Genomic DNA, 12,874 nt, shown 5'->3' on the forward strand with positions numbered 1-12,874 from the left:
GGCCATGGTCTTTGGCGGCACGGTTGTGACCCTGTTTCTGGTCATCTTCGTGCTCATCAAGCGCCCCCTGTCGCGCATCGAGGCCGAGGCCCGGACCTGGGCCAAGGGGAAGCGTCCGGTCAGCATCGACCAGACGCGCCTGGACGAGATCGGCCAGCTCTCCCGGGCCATCCATCAGATGGGCAGCGATCTTATTGCCAAAAACGGCCAGATTGTGCTGCAAAAGGATCTGTACCAGGACCTGTTCGAGGGCGTGCCCTGTCTGGTGACGGTGCAGGACCGCAATCTGCGCCTGCTGCGTTTCAACCGATCCTTTGCCGAGAAGTTCAATGCCTCGGTCGGAGAGTACTGCTACAAGGCGTACAAGAACCTCGATGCGCCGTGTCCGTCGTGTCCGGTCAAAAAGACCTTTGAGACCGGCCGGTCCCATACCACCGAAGAGACGGGCTGCTACCGCGACGGCACCCGGGCCGACTGGATCGTCACAACCTCGCCGGTCCATGATTCCGAGGGCAATGTGGTGGCGGCCATGGAGATGTGCCTGGACATCACCTCGCGAAAAGACCTCGAACTGGCCTTGCGCCGCTCGGAAAAGAAGTATTTCGACGTCTTTAACAACGTGCCCGGCGCGGTGTTCGTTCTGGACCGCGACGATCTGTCCATTCTCGACTGCAACCGGGGGGCGGTTGCCATGTACGGCGTGGCCCGCGGGGAGCTGACCACGCGCTCGGTCCATGATCTTTTTCTCGACGAGCGCCGGGAAGCGGCCATTGCCGCCATCATGGCCGGCGAGGACGTGGAGCAGGCCCGCCATGTGACCGGCGACGGCCGGCCGTTTTTCGTGTCCATCCACACGTCGCTGTCGGAATACGGCGGACGCAAGGTGTTTCTCATTACCGCCGCCGACATCACCAAGCGCCTGGAAGCCGAGCAGCAGCTTATCCAGGCCGGCAAGATGGCCACCCTGGGCGAGATGGCAACCGGCGTGGCCCACGAGATCAACCAGCCCCTGTGCGTCATCCAGACCAGCGTCGATCTGGTGCGCCGCCACCTGGGGCGAAACGAGGCCCCGCCGGTGCCGCTTTTGACGCGCCTAACCGACCTCATCGGCAATCAGGTGGACCGGGCGGCCCGGATTATCGGCCACATGCGCGAGTTCGGCCGCATTTCCGACCACGAGGCCGGGCTGGTGGACGTGGGGGCGGTGGCCCGCCGGTCAGTGGAATTTTTCGCCGAACAGCTGGCCCTTCGCGGCATCGAGACGGAATTTTCCCTGCCCGACCAGTTGCCGGCCGTGCGCATCGACCCCAACCGCTTCGAGCAGGTGATGATCAACCTGTTGGTCAATGCCCGGGACGCCATCGAGGAGCGCGCCCGGCGCGAGCCGGAGTGCCTGCGGCGCATCAGCATCAAGGCCACGGCCAACCACGACGCGGTCAAGCTGCGCCTGTCCGACACCGGGGCAGGCTTTGCCAAGGAACTCTCGGCCAAGATCTTCGAGCCGTTTTTCACCACCAAGGAGATCGGCAAGGGCACGGGCCTGGGGCTGTCCATCAGCTACGGCATCATCAAAGACGCCGGCGGCGACATCGTGGCCTCGCGAAACGCCGATGGCGGGGCGACGTTTTATATCCGGCTGCCGGTGGCCCGGGAGAACGGCGAGTAGGGGGGGCGGGGCACACCCGCTTCGGCCGGGGAGGGCCGGCCGGGCCTTCGCCGCACGGGCTGCCGCGTGTCTGCCCGTTTCGGGCCGGGGACGGCCCGCGCGGCCTCCCGGTCCGTTAGCCGCCGGCCCCTGTCCGCTCCCTTCCGTGACTGCCCGGCCCTCTTTTTCCCGCTCGCCGACTGCGATCCGCCGCAAAGCCATTGCGGCGGTTTTTTATTTTATTCCAGCCTGTTGGCCCGATTACACTGCGCCGATTACGCTTTCGTAATCAACAGGGCAATTTTCGTAACCAGCCGCCGTCTTTGCCTGGGGCCAAACCCGCCAGCCCGCCTGGAGCCTGGTTCGTAAACTGTGGCACGATACATGCTATAAGAGGCCCGCGAGCAGACGGCCACCCGGCCGAAAATTACTGGGAATATCATTATATCCCGGGTGGTTGAAAAGACTGCTGCACAGGTTTTAAAAAGTACGTCGCCGCATCCGGTTACCGAAACGGCAGACAGCACAAGCGGGCGAAGGTTCGCCCAACCCAAGGAGAAGGGGAGCTATGTTCCAGATCGAAGAAGGGCTTGCCGGCGTCACCACTTTCCCGCGCATCCGTGCCCGGGGACGCTACCTGTTTGCCGGTGAGGACAAATTCTTCATCAAGGGCGTCACCTACGGGCCGTTCCCGGAAAATTCCCGGGGCGAACCCCTGCCCGAAGACGAAACCGTGGCCCATGACTTCGAGCTCATGCGCCGCGCCGGCATCAATTCCATCCGTGTTTATTACGTGCCGCCGCGCCACTTCCTGGACATCGCCGCCCGCTTCGGCATCCGGGTCATGATCGGCGTGCCCTGGCCGCAGCACCTGTGCTTCCTCGACCAGTGGGAAGTCAAGGAAGACATCAAGAAGACCATCCGCGAGTCCGTCGCCTCGCTGGCCGGCCACCCGGCCATCCTGGCCTGGCTGATCGGCAACGAGATCCCGAGCCACATCGTGCGCTGGCACGGCGCGGGCAAGGTCGAGACGTTTCTTGAAAAGCTGACCAATATCGTGCGCGAGGAAGACCCCGAGGGACTGGTGACCTACGCCAACTACCCCTCCACCGAATACCTGCGCCTGCCGTTTTTGGACTTCCTGTCCTTTAACGTCTACCTCCACGACGAAAAGGCCTTCCGGTCCTACGTCAAGCGCCTGCAGAACGTGGCCGGCGAACTGCCGCTGGTTCTGTCCGAATTCGGCATGGACTCCATCCGAAACGACGAGGAGCACGTGGCCGAAACCCTGGCCTGGCAGCTGCGCGCCTCCTTTGAGCTTGGCGTGTCCGGCACCATGGTCTTTGCCTGGACCGACGAATGGTTCACCGGCGGCCATCTGGTCGAGGACTGGAAGTTCGGCATCGTGTCGGAGGTGCGCAAGCAAAAGCCGGCCTACAAGGCCGTGGCCGACGTCTACCGCCAGAAACTGCCGCATCTGCCCGCCAACGCGCCGTTTATCTCGGTCGTGGTGTGCGCCTACAACGCCGACTCCACCATGGACGGCTGTCTGGCTTCCTTTGCCAAGGTCGACTACCCCAACTTCGAAGTCATCGTGGTGGACGACGGCTCCACCGACGCCACCGGCGAAATCGCCGACCGCCATGCCGCGGCCGCGCCCTACATCCACGTGATCCATCAGCCGAACCTGGGCCTGTCCGCTGCCCGCAACGTCGGCATGAACGCGGCCCGCGGCCCGATTGTGGCCTACACCGACTCCGACTGCTACGTGGACCCGCATTGGCTCCACTACATGGCCTGGGCCTTTGAAGACCCGCGCTTCGTGGCTGTCGGCGGCCCCAACCTGCCCCCGCCCGACGACAACCGCACCGCCGCCTGCGTGGCCGTTTCTCCCGGCGCGCCGACCCACGTTCTTTTGACCGACGAGATCGCCGAGCACATCCCGGGCTGCAACATGGCCTACCGCAAGGACTATCTGGCCGGCATCGGCGGCTTCGACGCCACCTACCGGGCGGCCGGCGACGATGTGGACGTGTGCTGGCGGCTCCAGGACCAGGGCCATGTGATCGGCTTTTCCGCCGCCATGTTCGTGTGGCACCACCGCCGCTGCACCATCTCGGCCTACCTGAAGCAGCAGAAGGGCTACGGCCGGGCCGAGGCGCTCCTTATTCCCAAGCACAAGTTCCGTTTCAATATGCTCGGCAACTCCCGATGGGCCGGCCGCATCTACGGCGACATCTCCGGCGCGCTTCTGGCCGCCCGTCCCATCGTCTACCACGGCGCCTTCGGCATGGGCCTGTTCCAGACCCTGTACGAACCCAAGGGCAGCCTGGCTGCCTATCTGCCCCTGTCCATGGAATGGATGGTCCTGGCCCTGGGCCTGATGCTGGCCACGCCCCTGTCCTTCGTGGCCGGAGGCATCGGCCTGTCCATGATCGCCGCCACCCTGGCCTTTGTCGGCTACCGGGTGAGCAAGGCCCGCCTGCCCAAGCGCCACGACAACCTGGCCTCGCGCCTGACCATTGCCGCCCTGACCCTGGCCCAGCCGGTCCTTCGCGGCTGGACCCGCTACACCACGCTTTTGGCCCTGACCCGTTCCGCCGGCGTCAACGCCTGCCCGCTGCCCCTGGCCGACACTGCCGGCTGCGACGAGGCCAGCCTGCCGCGCATCGGCATCTTCCGCCGCCTGACCGGCACGGCCGGCATCCTGGCCCACCGCCTGTCCTTCCATCGCTTCTTCTGGAACAACAAGGGCCTGGAGCGCGACGAGCTGCTTGGCTCCATCATCGGCCTCCTGCGGACGCTTGGCGTCTCCTACGCCATGGATTCCGGCTTCTCCGCCTCCTCCAACACCCCGCCCTGGGACCTGTCGGTGCGCACCTGCCGCCTGACCACGGCCCGGCTGCGGGTGACGGTTGAGAACCACGGCGGCGAGAAGCGGTTCGTGCGCATGGCCGGCTCGGTGCTGCCTTCCGGTCTGGCCGGAACGGTGCTTGTCGCCCTGATTGCAACCGGCGCCGCCCTGGCCCTGGTCAAGCCCGTCGCCGCCATCGCGGCCGGAGCCGCCGCCCTGGCCGTGGCCGGCTGGATGAGCCTTGGCCTCTACCGCGCCGCCGCCCTGGTCGCCACCATCACCCAGTATGTCATGGTCACCCGTCCGGGCTGCTCGGCCGGCGAACCCAAGGACGAGCGCGTGGTCAAGGTGGTGCGTCCCCAGACGGCTGCCGCTGCCGACGAAGACGCCGCCCTCCCGGTCGAGCCGGTGGTGGCAGCCTCCGAGGTCGAGACCGCCGCTGCCTAAGCAACTGACCAAGCGCCGCCCCCGGTCCCTGCCTGGCATCCCATGCCGGGCGGCCGGGGGCGGATTGCGTGATGCCGCCCGGCTGCGCCGGCTGCCGGCGCAACCGTCGGGACTTTTCTGACGCCTCCCGGATGCCGGGGGGAGCGGGCGGGACCACCACCGTCCGGCGACGGGCCGCGAAGGCCGCCGCGTCCCCCAGGCCCGGGGCAGCCTGTCTGCCAAGGATTGACCCCATGAGCATGTTTCGGACCCTGCTTAGATATCTGCGCCCCTACCGGCATCTGTTTTTCCTGGGCCTGGGGCTGGTCGGGCTGGCCAGCACCATGGAGCTCCTCAAACCCTGGCCGCTCAAACTGGCCGTGGACCAGATCATCGGACAAAAGCCCCTGGAGGTCTTCGGCTGGACCCCGGATCTGGCCACCCTGACCATCGGCGTCCAGCTCGCCTGCGTGGTGGGTCTGCTGGTCGGGGTGCATTTCCTGGTCGGCTTTGTCCAGCTTTGCAACAACTACCTGACCATCCGCATGGGCCAGGACATGGTCCAGGACCTGCGCTGCGACCTGTTTGACCATTTGCAGCGCCAGTCGCTGCTCTTTCACCAGAAATGGCCCACCGGCGACCTCATCTACCGCATCATGGGCGACACCTACGCCGTGCAGACGCTCCTCATGAACGGCGTCTTCACCACCCTGACCAGCTCCGCCCTGTTGATCGGGATGCTCGTCGTGTGCATGCGCATGGACACCGAGCTGACCCTCTATTCCCTGTGCGTCATTCCCTTTCTCTTTCTGGCCATCTCCCGGGTGTCGCGCAAGATCGGCGATCTGACCACCGAGACCCACATGAAGGAGTCCCAGGTCTACACCACGGTGGAGCGCATCTTTTCCTCCATCACCCTGGTCCAGGCCTTTGGCCGCGAAGACGAGGAACGCCGCAAGTTCGTCAGCGAGTCCCAGCACTCCTTCGACCGCAAACTTTCGCTCTACGCCCTGCAGACCGTCTACGGCTGGCTGGTGTCGGGCATTACCGCCACAGGCACGGCCCTGGTCCTTTACATCGGCGTGCGCCATGTCCTGGAAGGCAGCCTGACCACGGGCGAATTGCTGGTGTTTATTGCCTACCTGGCCTCGCTTTATACGCCGCTTAACAGCTTAAGCGACACCGTGGCCGGCATCCGCGCCTCCCTGGCCCGGGCCAGACGGGTCATGGACGTGTTGGCCGTCAACGAGGCCGTGCCGGAAAAGCCCGATGCCCCGAAACTGGCCGTGGCCAAGGGCGAAGTGCGCTTTGCCGACGTCAGCTTTGGCTACACGCCGGAAAAGATGGTCTTAAACAACGTGGACTTCACCTGTCCCGGCGGTTCCACCGTGGCCATCGTGGGCCAGACCGGGGCCGGCAAGACCTCGCTGGTCAGCCTGCTGCTGCGCTTTTACGATCCGCAAAAAGGGGCCATCAGCATCGATGGCCAGGACCTGCGCGACGTGACGCTGCGCAGCCTGCGCGACAAGATCGCCATTGTCCTCCAGGATACCCAGCTCTTTCCCATGAGCGTCCACGACAACATCGCCTACGGCAAGCGCCAGGCCAGCCGCGAGGAAGTCATCCAGGCCGCCACCCTGGCCAATGCCCACGACTTCATTGCCGCGCTCCCGGACGGCTACGACACCATCCTGGGTGAAAAAGGGGCCAACCTGTCCGGCGGCCAGCGCCAGCGGCTGTCCATCGCCCGGGCCCTTTTAAAGGACGCGCCGCTGCTTATCCTCGACGAGCCGACCTCGGCCCTGGACGCCGAGACCGAGGCCCTCATCATGGAAGGCCTGGAACGGCTCATGCAAAACCGCACCACCTTTGTCATCGCCCACCGCCTGTCCATGATGCGTCGGGCCGACACGATTTTGGTCATCAAAAACCAGCGCATCCACGAGATGGGGGCCTACGACGAACTGATGGCCCGAAACGGCGAGTTCGCCCGGCTCCACGCCATCCAGATGGGCACGGGCCGGCCGGAGAGGACCCCGCCCACGCCGCTTGTGGCCTGATCCCCGGATGCTTTGCGGGCTAGTCTGCCCATGGCCATTGTCGCGCCCTTTTGCCCCTGCGGTAAAAGGGCGCTTCCCACAACCGGCTGCCTGGAGGCTCCATGAAAAAGACCACGCGCTTTCGTGAACTGGTTGCTTCTCCCGAGATCCTCATGCTGCCTGTGGCCCATGACGCCCTTTCCGCCCTGGCCATTGTTGAGGCCGGCTTCTCCGCCTTGTGCGTGGCCGGTTACGGTTCCTCGGGGAGCGCCCTTGGTCTGCCGGACCTCGGCCTTATGACCGCCACGGAGATGCTCACACACTACAGCCACATCATCGAACGGGTGGATGTGCCGGTCATGGTCGACATCGACACCGGCTTTGGCGACGTCAACAACGTGATCCGCACCGTACGGCAGGTCGAACGCCTGGGCGCGGCTGCGCTTTTTATCGAAGACCAGACCTTTCCCAAACGTTGCGGCCATATGGCCGGCAAGTCGGTGGTGGCGGTGGAGGATTTTCTGCCCAAGCTCAAAGCCGCCTTGTGGGCCAGACAGGACCCCGACTTCGTCATCATGGCCCGCACCGACGCCGCTGCCGTGTACGGCCTTGAAGAGGCCATCCGCCGGGCCTGTCTCTATGCCGCGGCCGGGGCGGACATGGTCTTTGTCGAGGCCGTGACCTCGGTTGCGGACATGCGCCGGGTCAATGCCGCCGTGCCGGTCCCGAGCATGGCCAACATGATCGAGGGCGGACGCACGCCGTTTCTTCCGGCCCCCGAACTCCAGGAACTGGGCTACGCCGCCGTGGCCTATCCCTGCGCTTCGGTTTTTACTGTGGTCAAAGCCTTGCGGGCCTGGGCCGGACACCTTAAAGCCAAGGGCACGAGCGCCGGTCTGGCCGGCCCGGATACCATGATCGATTTCGAGGAATATTTCCGTTTTATCGGCGCAGCCGACATCCGGGAGCGGGAGAAGCAATTTTTCCCGGCGTCGTCGCCAGATGGGAACGATGCATAAGAGTGAAGATGCCTCCGGCGGCCGGGGGGCGTGACGCCCCCGGACCCCCCCGACTGGGCAAGGGGGGAGATTGGGCCGTGCCTTTGGGAGCGGCTTGCGAAGGAAAACGGGCGGTTGTCGCCCCTGGCGAGAGCAATGAAAAAACGCACCATCATCGTTTCCGGTCTGGCCGCCACCTATCCGCTTGGCGGCGTGGCCTGGGATTATATCCAGTACCTGCAAGGCTTTTATCGCCTTGGCCACGACGTCTATTACCTCGAAGACACTGGCGGCTGGGCCTATGATCCCTTTAACGTCACCTTTGTCGACGACCTGACCTACCATACCAAATACCTGGGCGATTTCCTTGAGCGTCTCCATCCGGGCCTGGAAAAACGCTTTTGCGTCATCGGCCCGGATGAGCGCCACTGGGGCATGTCTGCCGAGGAACTCGATGCCGTCGTGGCCCGGGCCGACGTGTTTTTCAACATCTCGACCACCTGCCAGCTGCGCGAGAGCTACGCCAGGATTCCGGTCAAGGTGCTGATCGATTCCGACCCGCTTTACACCCAGTCGAGCTTTCCGGACTTCCTGGCCGGCACGGCCACGGCGGACGAGGTGCGAAACATCGAGAACATGCGCCGCCACGATGTCTTTTTCTCCTTTGGCGAGAACGTGGGCCAGGATTTCTGCACCGTGCCCAAGGGCGTTATCGACTGGATTCCCACCCGCCAGCCCATTGTGCTCGAAAGCTGGGCCGGGGCTTCGCCCAAGCCCGGCCGGGACGTTTTCACCACCGTGCTGTCCTGGCAGCCGGCCCAGAAAGGGCCGCTGGTGGCCGGAGTGCAGTACGGCGGCAAGAACCTGGAATTTGAAAAAATGCTCGATCTGCCCCAAAAGACCTTGGCCGTGCTGGAGCTGGCCCTGGGCGGCGGCAAACCGCCGCGCGAACTCCTGGAAGAGAAGGGCTGGACCCTGCGCGACGGCTTTTCCATGTCGCAAACCCCCTGGGTCTACCGCGACTATATCTGGGACAGTCTGGCCGAATTTTCCACGGCCAAGAATGCCTATGTGGCGACCAAAAGCGGCTGGTTCTCCTGCCGCACCGCCTGCTACTTGGCTTCCGGCCGGCCGGCCGTGGTCCAGGACACCGGCTATTCCCGCTTCATGGAGGTGGGGGAGGGCGTGTTGGCCTTTACCAACGAAGCCGAGGCCCTGGCCGGCATCGAGGCCGTGCGCGCCGACTGGGACCGCCACAGCGCCGCCGCCCGGACCTTTGCCGCGCGCTATTTCGATTCCGACGTGGTCCTGGCCAAGCTGTTGGCCGACGCCCTGGCCTGATCGGCTGAAACCGGACACGCACACACGCCCACTCCATGCGCAAACTTCTCCATGTCCTACTCGCGTCCCTGCTGTGCCTGTGCCTTGGCCTGCCGGCTGTTGCCGCTTCTTTTGGCACCCGCTGCGACGGCGGCGTCTGGTGGCTGACCCTGCCCGGCGGACCGCGCTTTTTTTCCGTCGGGGCCAACACCGTCAACGGCGGTGATAAAAAGACCCGGGACCGGGGGTATTTCTTCGAGAACTTCTATCCCGCAGAAGCGGCCTGGGCGGCAGACACCCAGCAGCGCCTCTACGCCTGGGGGTTCAACACCCGGGGCGGCTGGTCCGATCCCACCCCGGCCATGACCCTGCCCATCGTCCCGGAGATCGACCTTGGCCGCAACGCGCGGCTGCACTGGTTCGATCCCTTTGCCCCGGAAGCCCTGGAGCGGACCATTGCCAAGGCCCGGGAAGTGACCGCGCCCTACCGGGACAATCCGGCCGTCATCGGCTACTTCACCGACAACGAGGTGGGCTGGTGGAATGCGCCGCTTTTCAAATGGTACCTCGGCAACGAATGGGCCATCTACGCCAAACGCCATGTCTGGCGCATGGTCTTTGACCATTACGACGGCAAATGGGACCGGCTGCTGGCCGATTTCGTGCCTGCGCCCGGCTTCAATTCCTTTGAAGACCTCAAACGGGGCGGCGCGGAACTGAAACTGCGCCCCGGCGGCCAGGGCATCGGACTCATCACCAAGGTCACGGCCGCCTGTGCCGGGCGCTACTACGAACTCGTCCACAAGGCCCTTCGCGCCGTGGATCCGGGGCGGTTGGTCATGGGCGACCGGCTGCCGCTCTATTACAACCAGGACGCGGTCCTGGCCTCGCGCGGGCATCTCGACGTCCTGTCCACCAACTACAACGTGGACACGCCCGACGGCTGGGTGGCCCCGTACTACTTCGAAGGGCTGGCCAAGCTCACGAACACGCCGGTGCTTGTCTCGGAATTTTTCTTTGCGGCCAATCAAAACCGCTCCGGCAACGTCAACAACGGCCACTTGATGCACGTCGAGACCCAGGCCGAACGGGCCGTCGGGGCTGCCGCCGCCGTACGCAACTTCGCCGCTTTTCCCAATGTGGCCGGCATCCACTGGTTCCAGTACTACGACGAACCGCACGGCGGGCGCGGCGACGGCGAAGACTTCAACATGGGGCTGGTCGACATCCACAACGTCCCCTACGAGACGCTCCTGGCGGCCATGGTTCCGGCCAACCGCGAGGCCCCGGCCATCCATGCGGCCAGCGCCGCCAACCGTCCGGCCGCCCAGCCCGAAGTCGTCTCCATCCACCCGGCAGCCGGGCCTGTGTCGCTGGCCGACGGTGGCCTTGGCGACTGGCCGGACAAGGCCGCAACCCGCCTGCCCTGGTTTCGCCTGCCTGCCCCCCATGTGCCCTTTGGCGACGTGCATATGAGCTGGGACGCCCAAGGCTTAAACCTCTTTCATCTGGCCCAGAATTACGTCGATCTCTTCCTGTTGGCCTACGAGGGCGAATTTCCCATATCGGAAACCTACCAGCTCCAGATCGAGGTGGACGCCGGGGCCGGACTTCGCCGCTTCGCCGCCTGCCTGCTGCCGCGGCCCCACAGCAAATATCCGGGGCGCTTCGAACTGTCGCCCAGGCTCTTTCGCATCGAAGACGACGGAAGCCTGACCCGCATCGACGAAACAGGCCTTGTGCAGGTGCTCGACAAACCCCTGCCGCACATCGCCCTGGAAATGACCCTGCCGGCCCGGGAGCTTGGCGTTGCCGCCCTGACCCCCGGCCAGAACCTGACCCTGCGCCTCGGCGTCACCACGTTTTATCGGGAAATGACCATGCGCCTGGGGGCCGTCCCCCGGGGATTTGGCAAATCGGATACGGACCGTCCTGTCAAAGCGATTCTCGCAGACAAGTAACCCAAGGAAGAACGGACCATGGCAACGAATATTCTGGTTACCGGCGGCGCTGGCTACATTGGCTCCCACACCTGCAAGGCCCTGGCCGCAGCCGGATTCACCCCCATCACCTTTGACAACATGGTGTACGGCCACGACTGGGCCGTCAAATGGGGACCGCTGGTGCGCGGCGATATCTTAAACCGGGGCGAACTCGACGAGGTCTTCGCCGAATTCAAGCCCGCCGCCGTCCTGCACTTCGCCGCTTTTGCCTATGTCGGCGAATCCGTCACCGACCCGGAAAAATACTACCGCAACAATGTGGCCGGCTCCCTGTCGCTTCTCTCCGCCATGCGCAAGGCCGGCTGCCGCCATATCGTTTTCTCCAGCACCTGCGCCACCTATGGCACCCCCGAGCGCGTGCCCCTGACCGAAGACCACCCGACCCGGCCCATGAGCCCCTATGGCACGAGCAAGCTCATGATCGAGCAGATGCTCAAGGATTTCGACGCAGCCTACGGCATGACCTACACGGCGCTGCGCTACTTCAACGCCGCCGGAGCCGACCCGGACGGGCAGATCGGCGAAGACCACAAGCCCGAAACCCATCTCATCCCGCTGGTCATTGCCGCCGCCCTGGGCCGCATCCCCCGGGTCGAGGTCTACGGCACCGACTACCCGACCCCCGACGGCACCGCCGTTCGCGACTATATCCACGTGTCCGATCTGGCCGACGCCCATATCCTGGCCGTCCAACGCCTGCTCGGCGGTGCGCCGAGCGCCACCTTCAACCTCGGCACCGGCACCGGCAATTCCGTGCGCGAAGTCATCCGGGCCGTGGAAGCCGTCTCCGGCCGCCCCGTGCCCAGGCTCGAAGGCCCCCGTCGGGCCGGCGATTCGCCCGGACTTTATGCCGACTCCGGAGCCATCATCCGCGAACTGGGCTGGAACCCGCGTTACATGGACCTCAAGGCCATCGTGGAAACGGCCTGGCGCTGGCATGAGCAGGGTCTGCCCGGCAAAAAGCATTGCAATCTGCGCAAACCCGGGTAACACGGAATAAAACACCTGAACCTTGCGGAGGCAGCATGGACTTTGCCGCACTGGGGCTCGATTTCCATTCCATCCGCAATCGGAACGAAGAACGGGTCATCCGCTTGCTCCCCGAAGTGCTGGCCGAATTTCGCCGGTACAGTCCGTCGCGGACCGATATCGAGGATATCTACGCCCTGACGCTCAATAGGCTCCCGGCCCGCTATGCCCAGGCCGTGTCCCTGGTCATTGAGGAGCCCGTCAGCGACGCGATGGTCCGCGAAACACTGCGCGACGCCATCTGCACCGTCAGGGCCAGGCCGAATTGTTAAGCGGGAAGGGGTAAAGAGAAAGGCAGGCCTCCGGCGGCCGGGGCCTGAGGCCCCCGGACCCCCCAACGGGGTAAAGGGGAATGGTCGCCGTTTCTCACGCTCTGTTGTCTCACCACCACCCGCTTTCCATGCCCCATTGCAGGGGTCCGGGGGGATCATCCCCTGTACAACCGGGAACATCGGTAACAGCCTGACCGGGTACATGGGTAACAGGTTTATCGGGTCAAATTGTCCATGAGCGTATTGAGCTTTTTCCTCTGGAAATTAGACCTGATACGCTCTTTCCAT

General features: G+C 64.6%; 8 protein-coding genes. All 8 read left to right on the forward strand.

Annotation, left to right across the window (positions count from 1 at the left end; all coding sequences use genetic code 11):
* A partial coding sequence (locus tag DVDV_RS19870; protein ID WP_075356324.1) for a PAS domain S-box protein occupies positions 1-1,666 on the forward strand: 1,666 nt, incomplete at its 5' end.
* A gap of 547 nt (positions 1,667-2,213) precedes the next feature.
* Positions 2,214-4,946: a glycosyltransferase family 2 protein gene (locus DVDV_RS19875; RefSeq protein WP_075356325.1), complete on the forward strand. Its 2,733-nt coding sequence runs from the start codon at positions 2,214-2,216 to the stop codon at positions 4,944-4,946.
* 233 nt (positions 4,947-5,179) lie between these two features.
* Positions 5,180-6,985 (forward strand): ABC transporter ATP-binding protein, encoded by a 1,806-nt coding sequence (locus DVDV_RS19880; protein ID WP_075356326.1) that lies wholly within the window; start codon positions 5,180-5,182, stop codon positions 6,983-6,985.
* A gap of 101 nt (positions 6,986-7,086) precedes the next feature.
* A complete protein-coding gene (locus tag DVDV_RS19885) occupies positions 7,087-7,983 on the forward strand; it encodes an oxaloacetate decarboxylase (RefSeq protein ID WP_075356327.1) in 897 nt (298 codons plus the stop codon).
* A gap of 135 nt (positions 7,984-8,118) precedes the next feature.
* The gene (locus DVDV_RS19890) at positions 8,119-9,303 is read left to right on the forward strand and encodes a glycosyltransferase (RefSeq protein ID WP_075356328.1); all 1,185 of its coding nucleotides are present in this window, start codon (positions 8,119-8,121) and stop codon (positions 9,301-9,303) included.
* Positions 9,304-9,338: 35 nt separating this feature from the next.
* On the forward strand, positions 9,339-11,243 hold the full coding sequence (locus DVDV_RS19895; protein WP_075356329.1) for a hypothetical protein: 1,905 nt from the start codon (positions 9,339-9,341) through the stop codon (positions 11,241-11,243).
* Positions 11,244-11,261: 18 nt separating this feature from the next.
* On the forward strand, positions 11,262-12,275 hold the full coding sequence (galE, locus tag DVDV_RS19900; protein WP_075356330.1) for a UDP-glucose 4-epimerase GalE: 1,014 nt from the start codon (positions 11,262-11,264) through the stop codon (positions 12,273-12,275).
* Between the two features lie 35 nt (positions 12,276-12,310).
* The gene (locus tag DVDV_RS19905) at positions 12,311-12,586 is read left to right on the forward strand and encodes a late competence development ComFB family protein (protein WP_075356331.1); all 276 of its coding nucleotides are present in this window, start codon (positions 12,311-12,313) and stop codon (positions 12,584-12,586) included.
* Positions 12,587-12,874 lie beyond the last annotated feature (288 nt).

This window comes from Desulfovibrio sp. DV (genome assembly GCF_001936595.1).
Taxonomy (GTDB): Bacteria; Desulfobacterota; Desulfovibrionia; order Desulfovibrionales; family Desulfovibrionaceae; genus Solidesulfovibrio.

What these genes read in the sequence shown, in the direction of transcription:
- DVDV_RS19875 (WP_075356325.1), top strand. Translation starts at nt 2,214, where the DNA reads ATGTTCCAGATCGAAGAAGGGCTTGCCGGCGTCACCACTTTCCCGCGC.
- DVDV_RS19880 (WP_075356326.1), top strand. Translation starts at nt 5,180, where the DNA reads ATGAGCATGTTTCGGACCCTGCTTAGATATCTGCGCCCCTACCGGCAT.
- DVDV_RS19885 (WP_075356327.1), top strand. Translation starts at nt 7,087, where the DNA reads ATGAAAAAGACCACGCGCTTTCGTGAACTGGTTGCTTCTCCCGAGATC.
- DVDV_RS19890 (WP_075356328.1), top strand. Translation starts at nt 8,119, where the DNA reads ATGAAAAAACGCACCATCATCGTTTCCGGTCTGGCCGCCACCTATCCG.
- DVDV_RS19895 (WP_075356329.1), top strand. Translation starts at nt 9,339, where the DNA reads ATGCGCAAACTTCTCCATGTCCTACTCGCGTCCCTGCTGTGCCTGTGC.
- galE (WP_075356330.1), top strand. Translation starts at nt 11,262, where the DNA reads ATGGCAACGAATATTCTGGTTACCGGCGGCGCTGGCTACATTGGCTCC.
- DVDV_RS19905 (WP_075356331.1), top strand. Translation starts at nt 12,311, where the DNA reads ATGGACTTTGCCGCACTGGGGCTCGATTTCCATTCCATCCGCAATCGG.